This is a genomic window from Pseudomonas sp. AO-1 (assembly GCF_019775695.1).
GTDB classification, from domain to species: Bacteria; Pseudomonadota; Gammaproteobacteria; order Pseudomonadales; family Pseudomonadaceae; genus Aquipseudomonas; species Aquipseudomonas parakoreensis.
In genome coordinates this window covers 2,816,171-2,843,103 of sequence record NZ_CP079947.1, presented here as the reverse complement: position 1 = coordinate 2,843,103, position 26,933 = coordinate 2,816,171, and the positions used below count along the sequence as shown (strand labels likewise).

Here is a 26,933-nt window from a genome sequence, read left to right as displayed (position 1 = left end):
ACGCGTTTAAAAGGGCGATCACACAGGCCACCCTTGGTATCATCGCGCACACTTTTATGACGGTTTGATGGCTGGAAGGTCTTTGTTTGTGAGCGTTCTTTTGCGTTGGTTGCGGCAACCGCATGCCCGCCTGTTTTCCCTGATTCTGCTGGTACTGATCGTACCGGTGTGCCTGCGCGCGGCATTGGGCTGGTCGTCGCCGCTGGGCTATTTGTCCGACCTGGCGATTGGCAGTTCGCTGGTGCTGTTGCTGCATCGCCGTGCGTGGTGGCTGGCGTTGCCGTTGCTGCTGTTCTGGGGGTTGCTGGCGGTGGCGACGGCGGAGTTGGTCAGCGCTGTCGGCCGACTGCCGAATCCTGCCGACCTGCATTACCTGATTGACCCGCAGTTCGTGGAAAACTCCACCGGTGGCGGTTTCGCCCACCCGGCGCTGGGCGCTGCCCTGCTGCTGGCGCTGCTGCTCTGGTTGCTGACGCGTTTCGCCAATCGCGCGCAACCCGCTGCTGCCCTGCCCCGTGCCGTGTGGGCCGCACCGGCGCTGCTGTTCGCTGCGCACTTGGGCGTGCAAAACCAGTGGCCGAGCGAGGAAGATCCGTGGCGCATGTACAACCTGCCGCATCAGTTGCTCGCCTCGCAAGTCGCCGATCTGCAGTTGCAGGCCGAGGAATGGCTGGACGGTGACGTCGAAGAACCCGCGCCACAGATGGCTGGGTTGACCGATCTGGATCTCAATGGCCATAAGCTGCTGGCCGCACCGGGTCAGGCGCGCAATGTGCTGATCATCGCTCTGGAAGGCATTCCCGGCGCGTACATCCGCGCCAATCGCGAGGCCATCGGCAGCCATTATCAGGAAGACCTGATGCCCAACCTCAGCCGCTGGGCCGAGCGCGGCATGAACACCCCGGATTACGTGCTGCATACGCACCAGACCATTCGCGGCCTGTACGCCATGCTCTGTGGCGATTACGACAAGCTCAACAACGGCACGCCCAAAGGCGTGGAAATGCTCACCCAGCAGGAGCGCAATCAGGCCTGCCTGCCGGCGCAGTTGCGCCAGCACGGCTTCAGCACCCACTACCTGCAAGGCGCCGGTCTGCGCTTCATGGCCAAAGACAAGATCATGCCGCACATCGGTTTCGATGCGACCCACGGTCTGGAATGGTTCTCTAACGCCAACCATCTGGAGTTTCCATGGGGCAAGGATGACAAGGCGTTCTTCGAAGGCGCGCTGGATTACGTTGGTCAACTGAAGCAGCAGAAGCAACCGTGGATGCTCACCCTGCTGACCGTTGGCACCCACCAGCCCTACTCCGCACCGGAAGACTATCTGGCGCGCTACGAGACACCGAAGCAGGCCGCTGTCGGTTATCTCGACGATGCGCTGGAGCAGTTCCTCAGCGGCCTCGAACGCCAAGGCGTGCTCAGGGACACGCTGGTGGTGATCACCTCGGACGAATCCCACGGCATCGACGGCGTGCGTCTGGCGTCGTCGTGGGGCTTCAACCTGACGCTGGCCCCCGAACATGAGCAACTGCCGCGACTGAATGCCGGGGTGTACGGTCATGTCGATCTGAGCGCATCGATCCTCGACTATTTCGACTTGCCAGTGCCGACGGCGTTGAGCGGCCGCTCGCTGTTTCGCGACTACGACAGTGGGCGTGAAATCATGTCCTACACCAACGGCAAACTGCGCTACCACAATGGTCAGGGGATCTTCTCCGAGTGCGACATGCCGCGCCGTTGCCGCTACTACGAAAGCGCCGGATTCATTGCCGAGCGTGCCACCTTCAAGGGCAATGAAAGCAGCCAGCAGGCCCGGCAGATTGCCGCGCGGGCCATGGCGCTGGACCTGTCGCTGCTGCGCACCCCGCTCAATCAGCGTTACCAGTTCGGCAGCAATAACGTCATCCCACTGCAGGCGCAGATCAACGATGACTGGGCCGACAACCTGATTGGCGCGCAGTATCTGGAAATGCCCAAGGGCTCGCACACCCGCGTGCGCCTGACCGTGCGCTCGGTGGACCCGCAGCAGGCGGCGTACATTCAGCTCAAGGCCAAGGAGTTCGAACAGGACGTGCAACTGGGTCTGCCAACCGAGATGGTCGCCACGGCTGATCAGCCGCTGGAAATGGATTTCAGCTTCGACAACCCGCAACAGCGCAAGGCGTTTTCGTTCCACTTGCTGGGTTATGGGCTGGGTGCGGTCGAGGTGACGGATTTCAGTGTGATCACCGAGTTACCCGGGCAGGAAGAACCGCTGGATGCGCTGCCGGACGATGAAACGATGCAATCGAGTTGAAATCAGGGAGGGGACGGATTGGTTGGATCCGTCCCTTGGCATTTACTAAATACGCTTAATTTCAAATTTACCTGTAACTGTCTTTCCATCAGGCAAAACAAAATCGATGTCACCTGAAACACCGGATCGATTTTCGCCTGTCCGTAAGAACGTCACATTTGCCAGTCCTTGTTTAATAACGTGAGACACGTTTGAGATCCTAACGCTCCAAACCAGCCCACCTTCGTACCATCTCACCTGGTGAGGGCCGTCCTTTATCAAGTCCTGTGGAACGCAGAAGGTAACGACGTTGTGGTTGTAATCATCAGCCCCAACAATGAAATAGTCCTTATCTGCCGTATGAAAAAGCAAGTTTGTCTTCGCGACCATGAACTCTCTTCCATCAACGTGTGCACTGAACGTTCCTTTATATTGATGGTGATTTTCATTAATCAGGTCGAAAATTTGCTTTTCTGATTTATTTGAATTTTGCATGTCGATGCGCTCCGATCCGTTTGAAGGCGGTTGCCTGCGCTTGAAAAGCTATGCCTCAATTATCTTGGGCGCTACTGTCATAACTGACAGGTTCTTAGCTGAAATCGAAATAAGAAGTTTAAAAAAAACAATTAACTGCGGTATCAAAGCAGTTTGCGACAATGTATGAGCCGGCTATGGACTGGGCGCGATCGAGGTCACGGATTTCAGTGTGATCACCGAGTTACCGGGGCAGGAAAATCCGCCGGATGCACTGCCGGAGGATGACACCGCACAATCAAGCTGATGCCCCTGAAGGAGCTGCCGCAGGCTGCGGAAGCTCCTTCAGGGGGGCGAAGGGCTATCAGAACGTCGTGCGCAACCCGACCTGAATGCTGCGCCCTTCTGCCGGTGCAATATCACGCAGGATCGAACTGGCGTAACGCACGGTCTGGTTGGTCAGGTTCTCGGCGTTGACGAAGGCCAGCCATTTGCTCTGGCCGACATCAAAGTGATAACCCACATTGGCGCCCAGCGTGGTGTAGCCGTCGGTGCTGCTTTCGTTGTCTGGCACACGGTGCTGCGAGCTGGCGTGTTCGATATCGATCCGCGCCTGCCAGCGATCCAGTTCCCACAGCAAACCACTGTTCAAGCGCAGCGGCGCGATGCGCGGCAGGTCCTGGCCGGTGTCGAGATTCTTGGCGCGGGTGTAATCGCCGGACAGCTCCAAAGCAAATTTGCCGTAGGCATTTTCTCCAAGCGTCCAGCGATCCTGCGCCTCGATGCCGCTGAAACGTGCACGCACGCCCGAGTAGGTGTATTCGGGAATCCCGCCAGCATCTTCTTCGCCTTCGTCATTCAGTGTACGGCCCGTGCCGAGCAAGCCGATGTAGTTGGAGAAGTGACTGTAAAACACACCGACACTGCCCTTGTGCGTGCCGTTGTCGAAGCGCAGTGCGAGGTCGCTGGACACGGCTTTTTCTTTCGACAGTCCGGCATCGCCAACTTCATAGGTGCCGGTCGCGACGTGAGCGCCGTTGGCGTACAACTCATAGAACGTCGGCGCGCGTTCGGTGTAGCCCAATGTCGCGGCGACCGACCAGATCGGCGTCAGCGTGTACAACGCGCCGGACGACAGGCTGCCTGCGGTGAAACTGCTGGAGCGGTCAGCATTGGCAAAGCGCTCATTGCCTTTGGCGTCCGGGTCGACGCTGGTGTGTTCGAGGCGTCCGCCGAGGGTGAACAGCAGGCGCTCAGTGGCTTGCAACTCCTCCAGAATGAACAGTGCGCCAGCGTCGGTATCGGTGTGCGGCACAAAGGCTTCTTCGCCCAGTGCCGAGAATTCGTTGCGGCTGACCTGGGCGCCGATCACCCCGTTGAACGGGCCCAGCGGCTGATGCCGAGCCTCGACCCGAGCTTCGTAACCCTTGTTCTTGAAGGTGGTGCCGACTTCACCGCCCTCGATTTCGCGGTGCTGGTAATCGGTGTAGCCGGCATCAAGTTTGATCGAGCTGAACGGCCCGTCGAGATTGCGCATTTCCGAGGCGAACGCGTAGTGCTCCTGCTGCATGCGAATGCGCACGTCGTCTTCGGCGGGCGAGCCATAGTTTGAATCGTAATGGCTGTAGGAAAGCCCGGCGTAACCGTCATCCCAAGTGTAGGAACTGCCGACGGCGCCGCCATCCTGACGACCGTCGCTGTTGGCGAGCCGATGCCTGCGCGAGTCGCCGTCGTCGTTGGCGCGTGCCGTGCCGGTCTTGGCGTAGCCGGGAATTTTCAGGTCATTGAACTCCCGGGCACTGGCGTCCAGGTGCAAGGCGAACTGACCGTTGCCGGCCTCCAGTTTCCCCGCGCTGCTGCGGGTGGTGTCGGCCCCGCCATAACGCAACTCGCCGGCCCCGTGAATGCCTTCGATGGCTTCGGTGGGGATGCGGTTATCGAAGGTGTTGACCACCCCACCGATCGCGCTGCCGCCGTACAGCAACGCCGCCGGGCCACGGACGATTTCAATGCGCTCGACGTTGACCGGGTCCAGCGGCACCGCGTGATCGTAGGACAGCGACGAGGCGTCCAGCGCGCCGACGCCGTTACGCAGGATGCGAATGCGGTCACCGTCCTGCCCGCGAATGATCGGCCGACTCGCGCCCGGGCCGAAGTACGACGAGGACACGCCGGGCTGCTTGTTCAGCGTCTCGCCGAGGCTGCCCTTCTGCTGCAACGTGAGGTCGTCGCCGCTGAGGACGGTCGAGGGCGATGCCAGGGTCTGACTGCCCAGCGGGTTGCCGGTGATGACTTGCGGTTGCAGTTCGAGCGGCTCGGCGGCGAACACGGGTGAAGCAACAAGCAGCGCGACGGCCAGAGGAGTCAGGCGTCGTTGAAGGGGTTGGGAACGGGCAGGCATTTCAGAACTTCCATGAGCAGAAAAATGAGATCGCTGCCGGCGTTTGGCGAGTAACGCTGGCAGAAACAGAATGAAATCTTTTTTATGTTATACAATAACATTTCTTTTTGTCATCACGATTCTTGCAATCCGTTTCGCAGCAAGCCCTCAAGCACGGGGATTTCAGGGTCGAATCAGACAATCATCCAGCCTGCGCAATAGGCGAAAACGCTGAAAGACTGCGCCTATCAACCTCCAATAGTCGGCCTATTAGCTGGTTGCCCGAGTCGGGTCTAGCCTTACTAGTCCGAAGTCGGCATGAGCCGGCCGCACAAGACCTGATAAGGATCCGAACATGGCAAATGAATCGAAATGCCCGTTCAACCACGCTGCCGGTGGTGGTACGACGAACCGTGACTGGTGGCCGAATCAACTGAACCTGAAGATCCTCAGCCAGCACTCGCCCAAGTCCGATCCGCTGGGCAAGGACTTCAACTACGCTGAAGCCTTCAAGAGCCTGGACTTCCAGGCCCTGAAACAAGACCTGCGCGCGCTGATGACCGACTCGCAGGACTGGTGGCCAGCCGACTTCGGCCACTACGGCCCGCTGTTCATCCGCATGGCCTGGCACAGTGCCGGCACCTATCGCACTGCCGACGGGCGCGGGGGCGCCGGGTCCGGCCAGCAGCGTTTCGCCCCGCTCAACAGCTGGCCGGACAACGTCAGCCTCGACAAGGCCCGGCGCCTGCTGTGGCCGATCAAGCAGAAATACGGTCGCAATATTTCCTGGGCCGACCTGATCGTGCTCACCGGCAACGTCGCACTGGAATCCATGGGCTTCAAGACCTTCGGTTTCTCCGGCGGCCGTCCCGATGTCTGGGAGCCGGATGAAGACGTGTACTGGGGTTCGGAACGCGAATGGCTCGGTGGCGACAGCCGTTACGGCAAAGACAAGTCAGCCATGCAAGAACCCGGGGACGGCACACTGGTGGCCGAACCCGATCTGCATGGCAAAGAGGAAAGCCGCACCGATCAGGGCGAACGCAACCTGGAAAACCCGCTGGCCGCCGTGCAGATGGGCCTGATCTACGTCAACCCGGAAGGCCCGGAAGGCAATCCCGATCCGGTCGCCTCGGGTCGCGATATCCGCGAAACCTTTGGCCGCATGGCCATGAACGACGAAGAAACCGTGGCCCTGATCGCCGGCGGTCACGCCTTCGGCAAGACCCACGGCGCGGGCCCTGCCGACAATGTCGGGCCTGAGCCGGAAGCGGCCGGACTGGAAGAACAAGGTCTCGGTTGGCGCAACGCATTCGGCACCGGCAAAGGCGCCGACACCATCACCAGCGGCCTCGAAGTCACCTGGACCACCACCCCGACCCAGTGGAGCAACAATTACCTGGAAAACCTGTTCGGTTTCGAGTGGGAACTGTTCAAGAGTCCGGCCGGTGCGCACCAGTGGAAACCGAAAAATGGCGCCGGGGCGGGCACCGTTCCCCATGCGCACGATCCGAGCAAAAAGCTCTCGCCGACCATGCTCACTTCCGACCTGGCGCTGCGTTTCGACCCGATCTACGAGCCGATCGCCCGACGCTTCCTGGCCAACCCGGACCAACTGGCGGACGCCTTCGCCCGCGCCTGGTACAAGCTGATCCACCGTGACATGGGCCCACTGTCGCGCTACCTCGGACCGGAACTGCCGAACGAGGAACTGCTGTGGCAAGACCCGATTCCTGAGGCCACTCACCCGCTGATCGACAGCAACGATGCCGCCGCGCTGAAAAGCAAAGTGCTGGCGTCCGGGCTGTCGGTGTCGCAACTGGTGTCCACCGCATGGGCCGCCGCATCAACCTTCCGTGGTTCCGACAAGCGTGGCGGCGCCAATGGTGGCCGTCTGCGTCTGGCCCCACAGAAATTCTGGCAGGCCAATCAGCCGGAGCAACTGGACAAGGTGCTGAAAACCCTTGAGGGCATTCAGAACGAGTTCAACGCCGGCTCATCCGGCAAGAAAGTGTCGCTGGCAGATCTGATCGTGCTGGCAGGTAACGCCGGGGTCGAACAAGCGGCGAAAAACGCCGGGCACTCGGTATCGGTGCCGTTCAATCCAGGTCGAACCGATGCGACTCAGGAGCAAACCGATGTCGAGTCGTTTGGTTTCCTCGAACCGATTGCCGATGGTTTCCGTAACTACAGCAAAGGCAAATACACCGTTTCCGCCGAAGCATTGCTGATCGACAAGGCGCAACTGCTGACCCTCTCCGCTCCGGAAATGACCGTACTGGTCGGTGGTCTGCGGGTATTGGGGGCCAACGTCGGGCAAAGCCGGCATGGCGTGTTCACCTCGCGCACTGAAACGCTGAGCAACGACTTCTTCACCAACCTGCTGGACATGGGCGTGGAGTGGAAGCCGACCTCACCGGCGGCAGACGAGTTCGAAGGACGCGACCGCAAGACCGGCAGCGTGAAGTGGACGGCGACGCGGGTTGATCTGGTGTTTGGTTCCAACGCGATTTTGCGCGCGCTGGCCGAGGTGTATGCGAGTGCTGACGCGAAGGAGCAGTTTGTGAAGGACTTCGTGGCGGCATGGGCCAAGGTGATGGAGCTGGATCGGTTTGATCTGAAGTAACGCAATAAACTGTAGGAGCTGCGGCACGCTGCGATCTTTTGATCTTGATTTAAAAAACCAGAATCAAAAGATCGCAGCCTCGTTTCACTCGACAGCTCCTACAGGGTTTTGTGTTCGCCTGAAATATTGATAAGGCGAGCGTTACGCCAGGCTTTTGCTGACCACTTCGTACACATCACTCGACAATTGACCCGACGCCAGAATCCGCTCCAGCTCAGCCTTCATCAAGGCCTGACGGGCGCTGTCGTATTTGCGCCAGCGGGTCAGTGGTGCCAGTTGCCGCGAGGCGATCTGCGGGTTGAAACCGTTCAGCTCGATCACCAGATCCGCGAGGAAGCGGTAGCCCGAACCGTCGGCGGCGTGGAAGTTGATCAGGTTCTGCCCGGCAAACGCACCGACCAGCGCACGCACCTTGTTCGGGTTCTTGATGTTGAACGCCGGATGCTGCATCAACGCCTTCACCCGTGCCAGACCGCCCGGCAACGTGCTGCCGGCCTGCACGCTGAACCACTGATCCATGACCAGCGGGTTATCCTTGAAGTGCTCGGCGAAAGTTGTCAGCGCTTTGGCCTTTTGTTCTTCGAACGGCGAATTGACCAGCACCGCCAGCGCAGTCAGGCGCTCGGTCATGTTGTCGCTGTTTTCGAACTGTTCTTGCGTAGCGGCCAACACTTCCGGCTTGCCGCTGAGCATCAGGTACGACAGCGCGATGTTCTGCAGCGCACGACGGGCAAAGTGCTCGGCCTCGGCCACGTACGGCGTCTGCTTCGACAAATCGCGGTTGGCCTGATAACGCAGCCACAGCGCTTCAAACAGGTTGTCCGCCAGTTGCTTGCGGGCAAACTCGCGTGCGCTGTGAATCGCCTCGACATCTGCCACTTCGCTGATTTCGGTCAGATACGCTTCGCTCGGCAGCGAAAGCATTTCAGCGACCATGGCCTGATCCAGCGACTCATCGGACAGCACGGTTTTCAGCGCCGAGATCAGACGCGGATCAAGCACCAGGCTCTCGCCCTTCTGCTGCTGCGCGATCAGTTCCTGCAGGACCTGCACCGACAGTTGCTGACCGGCATCCCAGCGGTTGAAGCCATCGCTGTCGTGCTGCATCAGGAACATCAACTGGTCGCGGTTGTACGGGAAGCTCAGTTTGACCGGCGCCGAGAAACCACGCAGCAACGATGGCAGCGGGTGTTCAGCGATGTCGACGAAGGTGAACGTCTGCTCGGCTTCAGTCACCGAGATCACACGGCTGGTACCTTGCGCTGCCGCTTCACCGGCCAGACGCAGGGCAATCTCGTTGCCCTTGCTGTCGAGCAGGCCCAGTTCGACCGGGATCACGAACGGCAGTTTTTCCACTTTGTCCGGGGTTTCCGGGCAGCTCTGGCGGAAGGTCAGGCTGTAGGTTTTCGCCGCAGCGTCGTAGGACTCGCTGACCGCCAGACGCGGTGTGCCGGCCTGGCTGTACCAGCGCTTGAACTGGGTCAGGTCGACACCGTTGGCGTCTTCCATGGCCTTGACGAAATCGTCGCAGGTCACGGCCTGACCGTCGTGGCGTTCGAAGTACAGGTCACTGCCCTTGCGGAAGCCTTCGGCGCCCAGCAGGGTGTGAATCATGCCGACCACTTCCGAGCCCTTTTCGTACACGGTCAGGGTGTAGAAGTTGGAGATCTCGATGAAGCTGTCCGGGCGCACCGCGTGGGCCATGGGACCGGCATCTTCGGCGAACTGGTGGGTACGCAGGTACGCCACGTCCTGAATGCGCTTGACCGTGGCCGAGTTCATGTCCGAAGAGAAACCGGCGTCGCGGAACACGGTGAAGCCTTCCTTGAGCGACAGCTGGAACCAGTCGCGACAGGTCACGCGGTTGCCCGACCAGTTGTGGAAATATTCGTGGGCGACGATCGCCTCGACCCGCTGGTGCGCGGCGTCGGTGGCGGTTTCGGCGCGGGCCAGCACGGCGCTGGAGTTGAAGATGTTGAGGCCCTTGTTCTCCATCGCGCCCATGTTGAAGTCGTTGACGGCGACGATCATGAAGATGTCCAGGTCGTACTCGCGACCGTAGACCTCTTCATCCCAGCGCATCGACTTCTTCAGGCTGTTCATCGCGTGCTGGCACTTGTCGATGTTTTCCGGCTCGACGTAAATGCGCAGCGCGACATTACGGTTAGTCATGGTGGTAAAGGTGTCTTCGACACACCACAAATCACCGGCCACCAGCGCGAACAGGTACGCCGGCTTCATGAACGGGTCTTCCCAGGTCGCCCAGTGCCGGCCGTCTTCGCCCGGGCCGGAGGCGATCGGATTGCCGTTGGACAGCAGCACCGGGTAGCTGTGCTGCTCGGCGACCACCGTGGTGGTGAACTTGCTCATCACATCCGGGCGGTCGAGGTAATAAGTGATCTTGCGGAAGCCTTCGGCCTCGCACTGGGTGCAGAACATCGTGCCGGACTTGTACAGGCCTTCCAGCGCGGTGTTGGTTTCCGGGTGGATTCTGACGCTGGTGTCGACCGTGAAGCTGGCGCTGGCCGGCTGCAGGGTCAGGGTGTTTTCAGTCAGCTGATAATCGCCGGCGCTCAGTTCCTGGTCGGCCAGGGTCACCGACAGCAGTTCCAGCTGCTGGCCGTCGAGTACCAGTGGCGGCAGGCCCGGGCCACGCTCCGGGTTGCGGCGCATCACCAGTTGCGCGTGGACCAGGCTGTGGTCCTCGAACAGCTCGAAGGTCAGGTGCGTCTCGTCGATCAGGTACTCGGGCGCCTGATAGTCCTTCAGGTAAATCATCTTCGGTTGTTCGGTGCGCATGCTGGAATCCTTATTGATGCACGGCGAGCTGATAGGCCGTGTATTTACGAACGTTGATCACGCCGGTGTCGAAAATCAGGTACTGACCCTTGATCCCCAGCAGCGTGCCTTCGGCAATCGGGTTCTTGTCCAGGTTGAAGCTGACGATTTTGGCCGGGTATTGCTCGACCGGATAGCGGATTTCGAGAGGTTCTACATCGGCAATCGTCTGAATTGCCTGTAGGCCGAATCGCTGTTGCAGACCTTGCAAGCCTTCAGCGCAGCTTTCAAACAGCTGATCGCGTACTTGCGCCAGATCCACCGCCGCCGCATCGCCCTTGAGCAAGGCGCGCCAGTTGGTCTTGTCGGCCACCTGACTGCGGAACAGGTCTTCGACGAAGCCCGACTGCTGACGTGTGGCGACGCGCATGATCGGCAGCGCCTGACTCGCGCCCTGATCCAGCCAGCGGGTCGGCAACTGGGTAGCACGAGTGATGCCAACCTTGATCCCCGACGAGTTGGCCAGATAGACCACGTGATCGGTCATGCAGAATTTTTCGCCCCACGCTGGCTCACGGCAGGTGCCGGCCTCGAAGTGGCAGCGCTCCGGGCTCATGATGCAGAGGTCGCACTGCGCCAGTTTGGTCATGCACGGGTAGCAGTAACCCTGACTGAAACTGGTTTTGGTCTTGCGCCCGCAATGGGTGCAATGAATCGCCCCCAGGTACTCCAGACGCACCGTGGTGCCGATCATGGGGTTGACCGGCACCTCGACGTCATCCAGACGAAACGCGTATTGCACATTCGGCCCGTCCAGGCGCGCCGACATTTTACTGATTGCACCGCGGCCAATCTCGATCAATGGATGGCATCCGACTTGAACAGGATGTTCGGCACTTCGATCGACTTCGACGCACACTCCTGCGGGCCCATGTAACCGGTGCGCTGGTCTTCAGGCAGGTTCTGGATTTCCCAGGCGATCATCGCCTGCAGCGACAGCTCGCGCTGTTCGGCGGTGAGTTTGCCGCCGTCGGACCACTTACCGATTTCCACGGCCAGTTTCAGGCTCTCGTAGATGTCCGGGGTGATGTTCTTGATCATGTCGTTAAAAGAGGACATCTGGGTCTCCGTGCTCTTTATTCACTGAAATGTTAGGCGGCCAGTTTACGGCGGTTATACAAACCGCCCAACAAACCGGTGAAGCATCCGATGAGTAACCCGCTGACGTGGGCGGCGTTGGCGATCTGGCCGAACCCGATCATCGAGACCAGCCCGGACATGCAGATCACCAGCCACACCAGCATCATCACCAGCACGCCACGCGGCAGGCGATACGCCGGATTCGGCGCCAACAACTGGAAAATCCAGCAGTGGCCGAGCAGTCCGTAAAGCACGCCGGACAAGCCGCCGAACAGGCTCGGGCCGCTCCAGGCAAACTGCGCGTAGTTCGACACCAGGCTGAACAACAGGGTCAGACCGAGCAGATTGATGCTGCCCTGACGTGACTCGATGCGCCGACCCAGCTCCCAGTACCACATGCCGTTCATGGCCAGGTGCAGGATGCCGAAATGCAGCAGCATCGGCGTGAACAGGCGCCACCACTGCCCCGCCGCCAGGCTGTCGGCCAGCGGGGTGAACTGGATGTACTCGCCCACCACGCGAAAGTCGAGGAAGGTCAGCCAGCGGATCGTTTCGAGGTTGTCGCCCAGATAGGTCAGGCCACCGACCAGCAGGCTCAGCAGCAGGATCAATCCGGTGGCCTTGGCGTGTTTGAGTTGCTCGGCGAAGCTCGGGCGCTTGAAGGTCGGCGCCAGCGGGATGTCCAGTTGCTGATCGGGATCGCCGGCCGGGAAGCGCTCGTACAGCGAACGTACGTCCTCGCTGATTTCCACCGGGGCCCACAGCACCTGCTCGCCCGCCTCTTCACTGACCCGATGCGGCACCTGCATCCGTTGCAGCAGTTTGACGAAACCACTCAAATCCACCGCCAGTGGCAGACGCAATACCGCTACCGCACTCATTGCAGCACCTCCGGCCGCTCGACATCGACCCAGACAAATTTATGCGGATCCAGGCGTGTTTCCTGATCCAGACGATAGGCCACCAGTTTGCCGTAAAGCACCGCGCTGTAATCGAGACACGCGAGATTCGGGCGGATCGGCGCCGGTTTGCCGCTGCGCCAGTAATGGCCGACGAACAACAACGGCTCGTCGATACCGTAGCGCAGCAGGTTGTTTTTTTCGCTGGAGGTCAGCGGCTTCTGCGCCACCGGCTCCGGCAGTGCATCCGGCTGGAAGACAATGTCGCCGTAGGTTTTCGGATCGTCTTCCCAGAACTTGGTACGGAAGAACGAACGCACCAGACCGTCGCCGCTGGTCATGGTCAGGCCATCCGGCAGGCGCATGTCGGTGCCACGCAGCAAGCGGTCGAACACCGTGCAGGCAAAACTGCCGGGCACGGCCGAGGCCTGGAGAAAATGCTCGTCGATACGCGCATCGGGGAACAGCCCGCGCAACGGTTCGATCAGGCTGGCATCCCAACAGGCGTGCACCACGCGGAATCGTCCGGCATCGACCACCAGCGGCAGTTCGTAGAACCAGTTGAGGAAGTCATGCCAGTCGCCCGGATGGTCTTCGAACTGGGTCAGGGTTTCGTGCAGCAGGCGTGCATGGCGCGGCGTGTGTTCGCGCACGAACTGCTTGCCGCTGCCCGGCAGCGCCGGCGTGCTCCAGCCCAGTGCGTTGAATTCGTGATTGCCCATGATGCACAGCGCCTGCCCGGCCTCGACCATGTCGTGGACGATGTGCAGGGCTTCGCGGATCCGCGGGCCACGGTCGATGATGTCGCCGACGAACACGGCCATGCGCGATGGATGCCGCCAGACCCCGCCCTGCTTGTGATAACCGAGGCGGTCAAGCAAGTGTTCGAGGGTCAGGGCGCATCCGTGCACGTCACCAATCAAGTCATAACTGCGCGCGGGATCGAGCATCAGTCGCCTCCACCACCCAACTTGCTGCCCCAGCCGAGCTTGGTCCGGCAGACTTCGTAGTAGTTGTGGTCGAGCGGGTGAATCAGCCGCAGCTTCTGGGCTTTTTTGCTCACGGTGATGGTGTCGCCCGGCGCGCAGGTGAAGTGGTTCTGCCCGTCGCAGGAGACCTGCGGGTAGATCTGCATGTTTTTCGACACGACGATTTTCAGCTCACTGTTGCCATCGACCACAATTGGCCGGCTCGACAACATATGGGGGTACATCGGCACGATCACAATGGCGTCGAGCTTGGGATGCATGATCGGGCCACCCGCCGACAGCGCGTAAGCGGTGGAACCGGTCGGGGTGGCGACGATCAGACCGTCGGCCTTCTGGCTGCAGACGAACTGGCCGTCGATGTACAGCTCGAACTCGATCATCCGCGTCGATTTGCCCGGGTGCAGCACCACATCGTTCAGCGCATCGCCCTGGCCGATGGCCTCGGCGTGGCGGCGGACTTCGGCTTGCAGCAGGAAACGGTTTTCTACCAGATAGTGGCCGTCGAGCACCTTGGCCACTTCGACTTCCAGCTCATCGGGGCGAATATCCGTCAGAAAGCCGAGGCTGCCACGGTTGATCCCCAGCACTGGAATATTGTGCTTGGCCAACGCGCGAGCGGCACCGAGCAGGCTGCCGTCACCGCCAACGACGATGACCATGTCGCAGACTTCGCCGAGCATCTTGCGCGACGAGGTTTGCAGGCCGTGGCCCGGCAGGACTTCGGCGATGGTGTCTTCGAGAATCACGTGCAGGTGACGATCGAGCAGAAAGCGTTTCAGTCGGCGGACGGTATCCAGCACCTGGGAACTGCCCAGGCGACCGATGATGCCGATATTACGAAATTGCTCCATGGGACCTCTGCGGACAATCGAAAACGCGAAAAGCACGATTATGGGCGAAAGCCCGCCATAGACAAAATCCTTTCAGCCTCAAGGGTGCGCGCGTGTTTCAGGCTATGCTCGCAAGATGATCCTGTTTCCCGACCTTCTCCAGTTGCCACATCAATTACGCCATCCGGAAGTGCGGGATCTGGCGTGGGTGATTCTCGCGCCGCCCATGCTCGCGGCGACGCCGTGGCCACAGCGCCATCCGTTGGCCGGCAGCGATTGGGTCAGCGATCCGGCGCGCCTGGAGCAGTGGCTGCGGCAACTCGATCGTGACAGTTATGGCTTGCTGCACTGGCTGTCGCAGGCGCGCACTCGGCGACTGGGCCTGTATTACGAACGGCTGTGGCAGTTTGCCGTGGAGCATGCGCCGGGCATCGAACTGATTGCCGCCAACCTGCCGATCCGCCGCGAAGGCCACACCCTCGGTGAACTGGACATGCTGCTGCGCGACCGCGACGGCGTGCATCACCTGGAACTGGCGATCAAGCTCTATCTCGGCCCGCAGAATGGCGACGGCCACGACCCGGCGCAGTGGCTGGGGCCGGGTTGCCACGATCGACTGGACCGCAAACTGGCGCATCTGGCCGAACACCAGCTGCCGATCTCGGCGCGCCCGGAAAGCCGTGCGGTACTGGCCACGCTGGATATCGAAGTGTTCAGTGCGCAGTTGTGGCTGGGCGGCTACCTGTTGTACCCGTGGCCCGGTCACGCCGAGCCGCCGAAGGGGGCGCATCCGCAGCATCTGCGCGGCAGTTGGTTGCATCAGAAGGACTGGCCGGCGTTCGTCGCCCAGCGCCCGGCCGGACGCTGGCAACCGCTGCCCCGCCATGCGTGGCTGGCACCGGCCCACTACCCGGCAGATCAGACCTGGAGCACTGAACACCTGCAGAGGTGGCTGGACACCCTGGAACCGATGGCTCCGGCGCAACTGATGGTGCGCCTGACCGAGAATGCCCGGGGTGAATGGGAAGAGGCGGAGCGGTTGTTTCTGGTGGCGGATCTCTGGCCGAATGTGCCGGGCCAGGCCTGAGATTTTGCGGTGTTTGCACCGGCCCCATCGCTGGCAAGCCAGCTCCCACAGGGATCTTCTGTGTGCTCACTTTCTGAGCCGCATCACAAAACCTGTGGGAGCTGGCTTGCCAGCGATGGGATCAACTCGGTCTAAAGGGATAACCGCAACGCCAAAGCCGCCAAGGTAATCAACAACACCGGCACCGTCAGCACAATCCCGACCTTGAAGTAATACCCCCAGCCAATCCGGATATCCTTGCGCGCCAGCACATGCAACCAGAGCAACGTCGCCAGACTGCCGATCGGGGTAATTTTCGGCCCCAGGTCACTGCCGATCACGTTGGCATAAATCATCGCTTCCTTGACCACACCGCTCGCCTGGCTGGCATCAATTGACAGCAAACCGATGAGCACCGTCGGCAGGTTGTTCATGATCGACGACAACAGCGCTGTCAGTACCCCGGTGCCCAGCGCCGCGCCCCACACGCCATAACCGGCGAACACATCCAGCCAGCCGGCCAAGTAGCCGGTCAGCCCGGCATTGCGCAGGCCATAGACCACCAGGTACATGCCCAGCGAAAAAATCACGATCTGCCACGGCGCTTCTTTCAGCACCTTGCGCGTGGAGATCTTGTGACCACGGGCAGCGATCCCCAGCAGCAACGCAGCGCAGACTGCGGAGATCGCGCTGATCGGGATGCCCAGCTGTTCGAGGAAGAAGCAGCCGATCAACAGGATCACCAGTACCACCCAACCGGCGTAGAACGTGGCTTTGTCGTGGATCGCCGTATGCGGTTGTTCAAGCTGTTCGGGGTCGTAGGCCTTGGGAATGTCGCGGCGGAAGAACCACATCAACACGCCCAAAGTGGCGGCCACGCTGACGAAGTTGACCGGTACCATCACCGCCGCATAGCGGTTGAAGCCGATGTGAAAGAAGTCCGCCGAAACAATGTTGACCAGGTTCGACACCACCAGCGGCAGGCTCGCGGTGTCGGCGATGAAACCGGCGCCCATGACGAACGCGAGGGTTGCCGCCGGGGAAAAGCGCAGCGCCAGCAGCATCGAAATCACGATCGGCGTGAGGATCAGTGCCGCGCCATCATTGGCGAACAGCGCCGACACCAGCGCGCCGAGCAGCACCATGTAGGCAAACAGCTTGCGCCCGCTGCCCCGCCCCCAGCGCGCCACATGCAGCGCGGCCCAGGCGAAGAATCCCGCTTCGTCGAGCAACAGACTGATGATGATCAGTGCGACGAAGGTGCCGGTGGCGTTCCAGATGATCTGCCACACCAGCGGAATATCGCTCAGGTGCACGACGCCGAAGATCAATGCGAGCACGGCGCCGAGCGTCGCGCTCCAGCCGACGCCGAGGCCTTTGGGTTGCCAGATGACAAGGGTGATGGTCAGCAGGAAGATCAGTGACGCAGCGAGCATTCGCGACAGCCTTAATGAATGAAATAAACCAAACCACACAACTGTGGGAGCGAGCCTGCCCGCGAAAGCGGACTGTCAGTCACCACGAGGTGTGGCTGATGGCCCTTTCGCGAGCAGGCTCGCTCCCACAGGATTTTCTCAAGCCGCAGCTCTGACCCGATTATTTTTTGTGTTGTTCCACAAATTTCCCATACGCATTGATGAAATTTTGCAGGAACGGCTTGACCGACTCGCTCAATTTGCCCGCCTCGTCAAACGCCGAGCCCGCACCGCCCAGGTACGCTTCCGGCTGCTGCATGCACGGCACATCGAGAAACACGAAAGACTGGCGCAGATGCTGGTTGGCGCCAAAACCGCCAATGGCTCCCGGCGACACGCTGATCACCGCCCCCGGCTTGCCGCTCCAGACGCTTTTGCCATAAGGCCGCGAACCCACGTCAATCGCATTCTTCAAAGGCGCCGGCACCGAGCGGTTATATTCCGGGGTGACAAACAGCACCGCGTCGGAAGAGCCCACCTGCTGGCGGAAAGTGCTGTAGGCTGCCGGCGGTGAATCGCCGTCGATGTCTTCGTTGTAAAGCGGCAGATCGCCAATTTCGACAATCTTCAGTTTCAGGTTCGCCGGTGCCAGCTCGGCCAGTGCCAGCGCCACTTTGCGGTTGATCGATGCTTTGCGCAGGCTGCCGACGACTACAGCGACGTTGTAGACATTGCTCATGGAAGACTCTCGACTGTCCGTGGGAAGAGCCAGTAGTTATAGATGATTCGATGACCGTTTCACCAGCATGCGCAGGAAATTCCTCTGTGCTGATTATTTTTTTCCTGCAGGAAAACTTACAGGGCTTGATGACGGTCTACCAAGCCGCAAATCAAGCGATTTATCTCCAGAGGTTCTAAGCAGATGGCAGCAGTACTCGTCGGTCAGTTCCATGCAAGAGATGCGGAAGGCCGCGTTTATTCCGTGCATGAGTTCCAGGAATCCACCCCGTCGGCAGACGGTTTCACCGGCATGGAGCCTGTCACCACCTACAAACTGGCGATTGGCGATCGAGTCAAGAAACTCAGTGACAATGAGTTTTTGCTGGTTCAGTCGGACATCACCCTGATCCGCGAACCCGAGCCAACCGTTGCTCAATAACCGCGCGTTATGAGCAGAAGTCATATGCGCAGACTTGGGGTAGGATTCAGCCACTGACCCCACCTGCTGAACATGGACTTCACGCATGCGTTTACGTCATATCGAAGTGATTCAGGCGCTCTTGCAGACTGGTCACCTGGGCACCGCCGCCGAATGGCTGCAGCTCCCGGTGACTGACGTCGAAGAGCGCTTGCGCGAAGCCGAGAGCGAGTTGGGGTTCATGCTGTTCGCCAGCGTGCGCGGTCGATTGCAATCAACGCCCGAAGCGCGGGCGCTGCAGGTGGAAATCGCTCACGTCTATCAGGCGTTGGAGCCGGTGCAGCGTCTGGCCAGCAGCCTCAAGCAATACCTCGCTCCGCCCCTGCGCATCATCGGCACCCCGCCGCTGGCGCAACTGCTGTTGCCGCAAAGCATCGCGCTGTTGCGCCGACGTTTGCCCGACGCGCCCTGCCGCTTGCTCAGCTCGCCCACGTGCGACATCGTCCGCAGCCTGCTGCTGCGCGAAAGCGATCTGGGCCTGAGCCTGCACGACCCGGAACACCCCGACATCCACTGCCAGCCATTGGCCCACGGCAAACTGCAACTGCTCGCACCGCACGGCTGGCTGCAACCGAAGCAGAAGTACATTTCCCTGCAGGATCTCGCCGGCCAGGCAATGGTCGGCCTTGAAGGCCACGACCCGCTGAGTCCGGCATTGGAGAACAAGCTCCAGGCCCTGCGCCCGACGCCGAGCATCCAGACCCGGGTGCAAACCCACCAGATGATGCGCAGCATGGTCGAGGCCGGCGAAGGCCTGGCCATCGTCGACCCGTTCACTGCGCTCGGTGCACGGGCGGGTGGCCTGGACGTCTGCCCATTGTCACCGGCGGTGCCGATCAGCCTATATGCCCTGAGCTACCGACACAACGCCATACCGGCCGCGATTCAAACGCTGCTGGCGATCGTCACGGAACAAGCCGAGGCGATGCTGGCGAGCTGAGCGGGTTTTCCAGCGGGTTGTCGAACAGTCGGTACCAGAACAGCGCAATTTCGGCGGTATTCGGGTCTATCCCGCGATAACGCAAATGGTCGATACCGCCAATCTCGTAGCCACAACGTTCGTACAAACGACACGCACCGAGGTTGTTGTTCTGCGTCTCGAGCATGATCCCCGGCAGCTTCTTCTTGCGACTCCAGAACTGCGCGACATCCAGCAACGCCTTGGCGACGCCATGGCGGCGTGCCGGTGCGTGCACCGCCAATTCATCGATGTGGGCAAAACCGTTCCAGTTGGTGCTGATCACCAGATGGCCGACCGGTTCGTCATCCAGATAAGCCATGAAGATCGCGCTGTCGGCGGCGTCGCGATAGCTGCTGAACTCTTCAGGATCGATGCCGTAGCACTTGCGGTACGGCACGATCGGCGTCACCGCCCAGCGCTCGACCGGCTGGCCAATGACTGCCGCGCCATACGCAGCCACCTCGAAACTGAAGTCGCTGCCCCAGATGTACGCCGCAAAACCATCGTCGGCGACGCGCACCGACAACCCTGGGTATTTTGGATTCATGACCGGTTGCATACTCGGAAAAGTCCTCATTCCTTGACGCAATCGACGGTGTACTGCCGTCCATTGCCTTCATCTTCATGTTGCAGTCCATGCACATCAGCGACAAAACCGGGAAAGCTGCTATCGAACGTGCGGGCAAATTTCAGGTAGTCAATGATCGAGCGGGTTGCCTCGGTGAAGCGCTCGCCGGGCATGATCAACGGAATCCCTGGTGGATACGGCACCAGCATCACCGCCGCGACCCGTCCTTCCAGCTCATCGATCGGCACCGCCTCGACCTCGCCGCGCACCAGTTGATCGTAGGCGTGGGCCGGCTTCATGGCGATTTCCGGCAACACCGTGTACATGCGTTTCAGATGCTTGGCCGTGGCGTTGCTGCGGTAACAGGCGTGCAGTTGATCGCACAGGTCACGCAGGCCCATGCCGCGATAGCGCGCGGTGTCTTGCTGCGCCACGCACGGCAGGCAGGTCGCGAGACTGACGTTGGCGTCGTAACTGCGTTTGAACTCCAGCAACTCGGTGAGCAGCGTGCTCCACTTGCCCTTGGTGATGCCCATCGAGAACAGCACCAGGAACGAATACAGCCCGGTCTTCTCCACCACCAGCCCGCGCTCCCAGAGGAACTTGCTGACCACCGCCGCCGGGATGCCCTTCTCGCTCAGCGCGCCACCGGCATTCAACCCGGGCATGACCAGGGTCACCTTGATCGGGTCGAGCAGCACGTAGTCGTCACTGACTTCACCGAAGCCATGCCAGTCGGCGTCCGGTTGCAGCAACCAGTCTTCGGTCTGCACCCGGTCGATGCCTTCGACGCCGGGCGGCTGCCAGATCGAGAACCACCAGTCATCCGCCGCAATGTGCTGGCGCAGATTGGCCAGCGCCCGGCGAAAACTCAGCGCCTCGTCAAAGGTTTCCTGCAGCAGCGAACGCCCGGCCGGGCCTTCCATCATGGCCGAGGCCACATCCAGCGAAGCGATGATGCTGTACTGTGGCGAGGTCGAGATGTGCATCATGAACGCTTCGTTGAAACGATCGCGGTCCAGTTGCCGCGCACCACCGTCCTGTACGTGAATCATCGAGGCCTGGCTGAACGCGGCGAGCAGCTTGTGCGTGGAATGAGTGGTGAACACCAGCGGGCTGTCTTTTGCGCGCGAGGTGGCCATGCCATAACGCCCGGCGAAGAACTCGTGAAACGCCGCATAGGCATACCACGCCTCGTCGAAATGCAGCACTTCGACGCTACTGCCCAGGCTCTGCTTGATCAGCTCGGCGTTGTAACACAGGCCGTCATAGGTCGAGTTGGTCACCACCGCGAGTTTGACTTTCGGCGTGCGGCCCTTGGTCAGCGGGCTGGCGTCGATTTTGGCCTGGATCGACTCGCGGCTGAATTCGCTTAGCGGAATCGGGCCGATGATCCCCAGTTCATTGCGCTCGGGGCACAGGTACAACGGGATCGCGCCGGTCATGATGATCGCGTGCAGCACCGACTTGTGACAATTGCGATCGACGAGCACCAGATCATCCCGACCGACCATCGAGTGCCAGACGATCTTGTTGGCAGTCGAGGTGCCATTGATCACGAAAAACGTGTGATCGGCGCCAAAGTTGCGCGCCGCGCGCTCTTCGGCTTCAGCCAACGGGCCGGTGTGATCGAGCAGCGAACCGAGTTCCGGCACCGACACCGACAAATCCGAACGCAGGGTGTTTTCGCCAAAGAACTGGTGAAACGCCTGCCCCACCGGACTCTTGTGGTAGGCCACGCCACCGCCATGTCCAGGCGTATGCCAGGAATAGTTGGAATCGGCAGTGTGCTGCACCAACGCCTTGAAAAAAGGCGGCAGCAGGCCATCCAGGTACTTGCGCGCCGCCCGCGCCACTTGCCGGGCCAGAAACGGCACCGTGTCTTCGAACAGATAGAGAATGCCGCGCAACTGATTGAGTTCGGCCATCGCATCGGCCGGGGCATTTTCCAGGGTCACCTGTTCGCCCAGGGCGAAGATCGGCAGATCCGGAGCCCGCACCCGCGCCAGACCGATCAGTTCGGCCATGTTTTGCAACAGATGGGAATTGGTGCTGGCGTCTTCGGCAGCGATGAGCATGCACGCCAGACCATGATGGGTTGACGCCACCAACCGCCCTTCGGTGTAGTCGATGGCCGAAACGATCTTGAAACCTTCCTGCTCCAACTCCCGGGCGATGCCCCGGATACGCTCGCCGGCGACCGTGTCGGCCTTGATGTCGCGGTGGACGATCAACACCGGAAACTTCAAATCTTTGTACATGAGGCTCAGTGTCCCGAGGCGGCGGATCAAAGTCTGCCAATGCACTCAGGGTAGAGGGTTGCAGCGAAAGTGGCGAGGGTGGCCAGTTGGCTTCATTCAGCCAAAAGCAAAAGATCGCAGCCTTCGGCAGCTCCTACAGGGATCGCATTCCAATGTAGGAGCTGCCGAAGGCTGCGATCTTTTGATCTTTTGATCTTTTGATCTTTCAGGCTTGAGCATCAGCCTCGGCAATCTGCGTCCACAGCGCCGGGCCACCGGCCGACTTGGCAATGATCTCCAGCCGCGCCAGGTGCTCCGCCAGCTCGTCTTCTGTCGCCCGGATAATCCGCGCAGGCTGACGATTCGCCGGCAGACGACGGATTTCGGTGGCGGAGTTGTCCGCGCCTTCGCCCGTGCCATTGCCGTCGGAAGCGTTGCCGGCCAGCGACAGGCTGGTCTGGCCACCGGTCATGGTCAGGTAGACGTCGGCGAGAATCTCCGAGTCGAGCAAGGCGCCGTGCAGTTCACGACCGGAGTTATCGACGCCATATCGTTTGCACAAGGCGTCGAGGCTGTTGCGCTGCCCCGGGTGACGCTCCCGCGCCATCATCAGGGTATCGAGAATGGTGCAGTGCTGCGTGATGTCCGCACGATCGTGCTGGCCCATCAAGGCGAATTCGTTGTTGATAAAACCAACGTCGAACGCCGCGTTATGGATGATCAGCTGCGCGCCATTGATGAACTCGAAGAACTCGTCGGCGACTTCGGCGAAACGCGGTTTGCCGACAAGGAATTCGTTGGTGATGCCGTGAACGCCGATCGCTCCCTCATCACTCTCCCGATCCGGTTGCAGGTAGACGTGAAAGTGCCGGCCGGTCAGGCGCCGACCGATCAGTTCGACACAGCCGATTTCAATGATCCGGTGACCATCGGTCACCGGCATGCCGGTGGTTTCGGTATCGAGTACAACGGATCTGGTGGCCATCAGTGTTCAGTTCTCAACGGGGTCAATCGTACAAAAGCGGCGATGTTAACACGCTCACGGTGCGCGTCGCCCGCCACCGCTTGATCGGCGCCGATAACCCTGTAGGAGCTGCCGCAGGCTGCGATCTTTTGATCTTGCTTTCGAAAAAACAAAATCAAAAGATCGCAGCCTGCGGCAGCTCCTACAGGGGAATGCATTCCAGATGGCAGGAGTGTGCCTGCTGGCAATCAGCTCTGCTTGTAGCCGCGAACCTCATCCACCCCACGGTTGGCCAATTGGTCAGCCCGTTCGTTACCGTGATGACCAATGTGCCCGCGCACCCACTTCCAGGTGACTTTGTGGCGGTTGACCTGCTCATCCAGCTCTTTCCACAGGTCAGCGTTTTTCACCGGTTCTTTCGCCGCCGTCTTCCAGCCACGTTTCTTCCAGTTGGCCATCCACTCGTTGATGCCCTTCATGACGTACTGCGAGTCGGTCACCAGCAGCACTTCGCAAGGACGCTTCAGGGCTTCAAGGCCACGGATGGCGCCGAGCAGTTCCATGCGGTTGTTGGTGGTGTTGGCTTCACCGCCCCACAATTCCTTTTCCACGCCCTTGCACACCAGCAAGGCGCCCCAGCCGCCCGGGCCAGGGTTACCCTTGCAGGCGCCGTCGGTGAACAGTTCTACGCTATCGACGCTTTCGCTCATGCCACTCTATCCAGAAAAATGCCTGGCCCCGTCAATCGCGGATCGACGATGGCCGCGGCCGGAGCACGTCCGGCCACTATAAAAAGAAGGTTTACGGTTCGATACGACGGCGGTTGACCTTGGCCATCGGCAGCGGAATCAGCTTGCCCATCGGCTCGCGACGCTCCTGACGCACCGGACGCAGGCCGACCACGATCTTGCGCGCGACCAGTAAATAGAAGCCACCGCCCGACAGTTGCCAGTCGCCGGCCTTGCGTTCCCAGCCGGCCAGTCGGGCCTGCCACTTGGGCGATGCAAGCGGCGGACGATAGCACCCGAAGCGGCGTTTCTCCAGCGCAAAGCCCAGCAGGTTGAGCCAGTCGGCAACCCGCGACGGCGAGATACAGCGCGCCTGACGCAAGGCGTCGTGTGCGAAAACATGGCGCAGGCCCCAGGTGCTCCACGGGTTGATGCCGATGATCAGCAGATGCCCGCCGGGGCGTACGCTGCTCGCCGCTTCACGCAGCAAACCGTGGGGCGACAGGCAGAAGTCCAGACCGTGCTGCAACACCACCACGTCAGCAGCATGCTCGCTCAATGGCCAGGCCTGTTCCTCGCAGACGATCTCGACCCCCGGCAACGGCGCGCCGAGCCGCACGTTGCGCTGCACCTGCGGCGCCGACGGCGGGGTCTGCGCCGACGGCCCGTAATGCACCAGATAGCCGCCGAAGAACCGCCCCAACTCGTCTTCGAGCATGCGTCGTTCTTCATCCAGCAGAAATTGCCCGAGCGGGCCGGCCAGCCATTCACGGGCCGCGCCGATCAACGCCAGCCAGTCGGGATCGGCCTGGGCGAACGCTTTATCGGTCATGTCATTCTCCAACGCCGCTAGAAGCTCTAAGATGCGCCAATGTTTTCCGCTTGGCGAATTCCGACGATGATACAGATCAGTGCCCTGCCCGCGTTCACCGACAACTACATCTGGTTGTTACAGGATCACCGCACCCAGCGCTGCGCCGTGGTCGACCCGGGCGATGCCGCACCGGTGCAGACCTGGCTGGCCGCGCACCCGGGCTGGGTGTTGAGCGACATTCTGATCACCCATCACCACCATGACCACGTCGGCGGCGTCGAACGCCTGAAAGCCGCGTGCGGCGCCACAGTTTACGGCCCGGCCAGCGAAAACATCCCGGGGCGCGATGTGGCGCTCAAGGACAACGACACGGTCAGCGTCCTCGGCTGGGACTTCGATGTCTATGCGGTACCCGGTCACACCCTCGGCCACATTGCCTATTACCACCACGGCCTGCTGTTTTGCGGTGACACCCTGTTCGCCGCCGGTTGCGGGCGTCTGTTCGAAGGCACGCCGCAACAGATGCACCACTCGCTCAGCCGCCTCGCCGCGTTACCCGAGGATACGCTGGTGTATTGCACCCATGAATACACCCTGAGCAACCTGAAGTTTGCCGCCGCGGTCGAACCGGGCAACCCGGACATTGCCGCCCGTCTGGAAAAAGTCACTCAACAACGGGAAAAAGGCGTGATGACCCTGCCCTCGACCCTGGCCCTGGAAAAGCTCACCAATCCGTTTCTGCGCACCTCTGAAACATTAGTTACACAAAAAGTGGACGAACGGGCAGGCGCTCAAAACCGGGCGCCGAGTGAGGTTTTTGCGGCTCTGCGGGCCTGGAAAGATAAATTCTAAGTGACTCGCCCCCTGGTACAAAAATTCTGAATGGTTGACCGCAGGGGGTGCGCTTTCTAGAATCGCCCGACATTTTTGCCCGGAACTTACTTCCAGCCAATGTCGTCATCCATACGTAAGTCCGTCAATTCAGACACGTTGACCCGCCTGGCCCAAGCCATCGCGGTGGCTGTGTCCGCCACATTGGCGGGCTGTTCCAGCCATGCTCCGCAGACTGAAGCGACCCATACGCCGAACATTGCTGCGCGAGCCAAGCAGAAACCGATCTGGCTGAGCGAAAAGCCCAGCCCGCAAGTGCCTCAGGACATCTGGGAGCGCATGCGCGGTGGTTTCCAACTGCAGGACGGCCTGGGCGTCAACCCGCGCATCGAGCAACAGCGCCTGTGGTTCGCCAGCAACCCCTCTTTTCTCGAGAATGCCGGCGAACGCGGCAGTCTCTACATTCATTACATCGTCGAGCGTCTCGAAGAGCGCAACATGCCGCTGGAACTGGCCCTGCTGCCAGTGATCGAGAGCGCCTACAACCCGATGGCCTATTCCCGGGCCGACGCTTCGGGCCTGTGGCAATTCATTCCGTCCACCGGTCGTTACTACAACCTGCGCCAGACCCGCTTCTATGATGGCCGTCGCGATATCACCGCCTCGACCACCGCCGCGATGGACTACCTGACTCGTCTGCACGACATGTTCAACGGTGACTGGCTGCTGGCCCTGGCGGCCTATAACGCCGGTGAAGGCACGGTCAGCCGCGCCATCGAGCGTAATGAGAAGCTTGGCCTGCCGACCGACTACTGGAACCTGTCGTCGTTGCCGGCGGAAACCCAGGCTTACGTGCCGAAGCTGCTGGCCCTGTCGCAAGTGGTGCTGGCCCCGGAAGCCTACGGGGTGAACCTCAACCCGATCGCCAACGAACCCTATTTCCAGGTCGTCGAAATCAACCAGCGCATGGACCTGTCGAAGGTCGCGGCGGTGGCCAACATCGACGAAGACGAGCTGTTCCAGCTCAACCCGGCCTTCAAACAACGCACCACCATCGACGGCCCGCAGCATCTGCTGGTGCCGACGTCCAAGGCGCAACTGCTGACCGCCAGTCTGCAGACCATGCGGCCTGAAGAACTGATCAGCCCCCGTTCGCTGAAACCGGTATTCGACGGTGCCGACCCGACCGAGGTGGCAACGCTCAAACGCGCCTACCGGGTCAAACGCGGCGACAACCTCGGCTCCATCGCCAAGGCCAACAAGGTCGAAGTCAAGGACCTGCAGCGCTGGAACAAGCTGACCGGCAAAAACCTCAAGGTCGGCCAGACCCTGGTGATGCAGGACACCACCAAGCGCGCCCCGGCTCGCAACAGTGGCCGGGTCAACACGGTGATTGCCGCGAACAGCAAGACCAAAGGCAAGGCCGACAGCCAGCAGCAGACCCAGTACAAGGTCAAGCGTGGCGACACCCTGTACGTGGTGGCCAAGCGTTTCAACGTCGAGATGCAGCATCTCAAGCGCTGGAACCCGGGCGCCGGCAAGGCCCTCAAGCCTGGGCAGATGCTCACGGTTTACCAGCCGCACTGACAGAAGAGCCCCTGAAATTCAGGGGCTTTTTTTTATTACCAGAATATTGTCCCTGATGGATTCCTTGTGGTGAGGGGATTTATCCCCGATGGGGGCCCCTGCCTTCCAAAATCCACGGGGACTGCTGCGCAGTCCATCGGGGATAAATCCCCTCGCTACAATGCAAA

General features: G+C 60.8%; 22 protein-coding genes. 7 read left to right on the top strand and 15 right to left on the bottom strand.

The features are described 5' to 3' along the window. The first annotated feature begins 67 nt into the window (after positions 1 to 67). A complete protein-coding gene (locus KVQ82_RS13200; protein ID WP_222019095.1) occupies positions 68 to 2,299 on the top strand; it encodes an LTA synthase family protein in 2,232 nt (743 codons plus the stop codon). A 45-nt stretch (positions 2,300 to 2,344) separates the two neighbouring features. Here the strand turns inward: KVQ82_RS13200 and KVQ82_RS13195 are convergent, their stop codons facing one another. Together KVQ82_RS13195 and KVQ82_RS13190 are read right to left on the bottom strand one after the other, a co-directional pair. After that, positions 2,345 to 2,773 (bottom strand): hypothetical protein, encoded by a 429-nt coding sequence (locus tag KVQ82_RS13195; RefSeq protein ID WP_140396012.1) that lies wholly within the window; start codon positions 2,771 to 2,773, stop codon positions 2,345 to 2,347. 343 nt (positions 2,774 to 3,116) lie between these two features. Continuing rightward, on the bottom strand, positions 3,117 to 5,153 hold the full coding sequence (locus tag KVQ82_RS13190; RefSeq protein WP_222019094.1) for a TonB-dependent receptor: 2,037 nt from the start codon (positions 5,151 to 5,153) through the stop codon (positions 3,117 to 3,119). A 334-nt stretch (positions 5,154 to 5,487) separates the two neighbouring features. Here KVQ82_RS13190 and katG point away from each other — a divergent pair, with 334 nt between their 5' ends. Next, positions 5,488 to 7,758, top strand: coding sequence for a catalase/peroxidase HPI (gene katG, locus KVQ82_RS13185; RefSeq protein WP_095668984.1), 2,271 nt, complete (start codon positions 5,488 to 5,490; stop codon positions 7,756 to 7,758). Positions 7,759 to 7,899: 141 nt separating this feature from the next. Here katG and pepN read toward each other — a convergent pair whose 3' ends face one another. The 6 genes from pepN to KVQ82_RS13155 are packed head-to-tail and all read right to left on the bottom strand — an operon-like array spanning position 7,900 to position 14,415. After that, entirely contained in the window at positions 7,900 to 10,557 is a 2,658-nt protein-coding gene (pepN, locus tag KVQ82_RS13180) for an aminopeptidase N (protein ID WP_222019093.1), read from the bottom strand. A 10-nt stretch (positions 10,558 to 10,567) separates the two neighbouring features. Further along, positions 10,568 to 11,398: a DUF2797 domain-containing protein gene (locus tag KVQ82_RS13175; protein WP_086792766.1), complete on the bottom strand. Its 831-nt coding sequence runs from the start codon at positions 11,396 to 11,398 to the stop codon at positions 10,568 to 10,570. Next, entirely contained in the window at positions 11,395 to 11,655 is a 261-nt protein-coding gene (locus KVQ82_RS13170; RefSeq protein WP_003224178.1) for a YeaC family protein, read from the bottom strand. The genes KVQ82_RS13175 and KVQ82_RS13170 overlap by 4 nt, the downstream gene beginning before the upstream one ends. 32 nt (positions 11,656 to 11,687) lie before the next feature. Next, positions 11,688 to 12,557 carry a rhomboid family intramembrane serine protease gene (locus tag KVQ82_RS13165; RefSeq protein ID WP_222019092.1) on the bottom strand — a complete coding sequence of 290 codons (870 nt, stop codon included), beginning with the start codon at positions 12,555 to 12,557 and terminating at the stop codon, positions 11,688 to 11,690. Next, positions 12,554 to 13,525: a metallophosphoesterase gene (locus tag KVQ82_RS13160; RefSeq protein ID WP_027613139.1), complete on the bottom strand. Its 972-nt coding sequence runs from the start codon at positions 13,523 to 13,525 to the stop codon at positions 12,554 to 12,556. The genes KVQ82_RS13165 and KVQ82_RS13160 overlap by 4 nt, the downstream gene beginning before the upstream one ends. Beyond that, the gene (locus tag KVQ82_RS13155) at positions 13,525 to 14,415 is read right to left on the bottom strand and encodes an NAD(+) kinase (RefSeq protein WP_003224174.1); all 891 of its coding nucleotides are present in this window, start codon (positions 14,413 to 14,415) and stop codon (positions 13,525 to 13,527) included. Before KVQ82_RS13155 ends, KVQ82_RS13160 begins: the two co-directional genes overlap by 1 nt. A 115-nt stretch (positions 14,416 to 14,530) precedes the next feature. Here KVQ82_RS13155 and KVQ82_RS13150 point away from each other — a divergent pair, with 115 nt between their 5' ends. Then, positions 14,531 to 15,481, top strand: a complete 951-nt coding sequence (locus KVQ82_RS13150; protein WP_041067253.1) for a DUF1853 family protein — start codon at positions 14,531 to 14,533, stop codon at positions 15,479 to 15,481. A gap of 131 nt (positions 15,482 to 15,612) precedes the next feature. Here the strand turns inward: KVQ82_RS13150 and KVQ82_RS13145 are convergent, their stop codons facing one another. Further along, positions 15,613 to 16,896 (bottom strand): arsenic transporter, encoded by a 1,284-nt coding sequence (locus tag KVQ82_RS13145; protein ID WP_041067257.1) that lies wholly within the window; start codon positions 16,894 to 16,896, stop codon positions 15,613 to 15,615. Between the two features lie 160 nt (positions 16,897 to 17,056). Continuing rightward, positions 17,057 to 17,614 carry an NADPH-dependent FMN reductase gene (locus tag KVQ82_RS13140; protein WP_041067261.1) on the bottom strand — a complete coding sequence of 186 codons (558 nt, stop codon included), beginning with the start codon at positions 17,612 to 17,614 and terminating at the stop codon, positions 17,057 to 17,059. Positions 17,615 to 17,797: 183 nt separating this feature from the next. On the opposite strand from KVQ82_RS13140, the gene KVQ82_RS13135 reads away from it, so the two are divergent. Continuing rightward, positions 17,798 to 18,034, top strand: coding sequence for a hypothetical protein (locus tag KVQ82_RS13135; protein WP_041067263.1), 237 nt, complete (start codon positions 17,798 to 17,800; stop codon positions 18,032 to 18,034). A gap of 85 nt (positions 18,035 to 18,119) precedes the next feature. Continuing rightward, on the top strand, positions 18,120 to 19,013 hold the full coding sequence (locus KVQ82_RS13130) for a LysR substrate-binding domain-containing protein (RefSeq protein ID WP_222019091.1): 894 nt from the start codon (positions 18,120 to 18,122) through the stop codon (positions 19,011 to 19,013). Here KVQ82_RS13130 and KVQ82_RS13125 read toward each other — a convergent pair. From KVQ82_RS13125 to KVQ82_RS13105, 5 genes are all read right to left on the bottom strand, one after another. Beyond that, complete coding sequence (locus tag KVQ82_RS13125; protein WP_041067268.1) at positions 18,979 to 19,593, bottom strand: GNAT family N-acetyltransferase; 615 nt, start codon at positions 19,591 to 19,593, stop codon at positions 18,979 to 18,981. The two genes, KVQ82_RS13130 and KVQ82_RS13125, sit on opposite strands and share 35 nt — an antisense overlap. 14 nt (positions 19,594 to 19,607) lie before the next feature. Beyond that, on the bottom strand, positions 19,608 to 21,863 hold the full coding sequence (locus tag KVQ82_RS13120) for an Orn/Lys/Arg decarboxylase N-terminal domain-containing protein (protein WP_222019090.1): 2,256 nt from the start codon (positions 21,861 to 21,863) through the stop codon (positions 19,608 to 19,610). A gap of 205 nt (positions 21,864 to 22,068) precedes the next feature. Then, the gene (gene dnaQ, locus KVQ82_RS13115; protein ID WP_047293706.1) at positions 22,069 to 22,827 is read right to left on the bottom strand and encodes a DNA polymerase III subunit epsilon; all 759 of its coding nucleotides are present in this window, start codon (positions 22,825 to 22,827) and stop codon (positions 22,069 to 22,071) included. A gap of 227 nt (positions 22,828 to 23,054) precedes the next feature. After that, complete coding sequence (gene rnhA, locus KVQ82_RS13110; protein WP_003224162.1) at positions 23,055 to 23,516, bottom strand: ribonuclease HI; 462 nt, start codon at positions 23,514 to 23,516, stop codon at positions 23,055 to 23,057. A 91-nt stretch (positions 23,517 to 23,607) separates the two neighbouring features. Then, positions 23,608 to 24,366 (bottom strand): methyltransferase domain-containing protein, encoded by a 759-nt coding sequence (locus tag KVQ82_RS13105; RefSeq protein ID WP_003224159.1) that lies wholly within the window; start codon positions 24,364 to 24,366, stop codon positions 23,608 to 23,610. A gap of 66 nt (positions 24,367 to 24,432) precedes the next feature. Here KVQ82_RS13105 and gloB point away from each other — a divergent pair, with 66 nt between their 5' ends. Next, positions 24,433 to 25,200 (top strand): hydroxyacylglutathione hydrolase, encoded by a 768-nt coding sequence (gene gloB, locus KVQ82_RS13100; RefSeq protein ID WP_222019089.1) that lies wholly within the window; start codon positions 24,433 to 24,435, stop codon positions 25,198 to 25,200. A gap of 99 nt (positions 25,201 to 25,299) precedes the next feature. After that, the gene (locus KVQ82_RS13095; RefSeq protein WP_198758299.1) at positions 25,300 to 26,766 is read left to right on the top strand and encodes a LysM peptidoglycan-binding domain-containing protein; all 1,467 of its coding nucleotides are present in this window, start codon (positions 25,300 to 25,302) and stop codon (positions 26,764 to 26,766) included. The last annotated feature ends 167 nt before the right edge of the window (positions 26,767 to 26,933 follow it).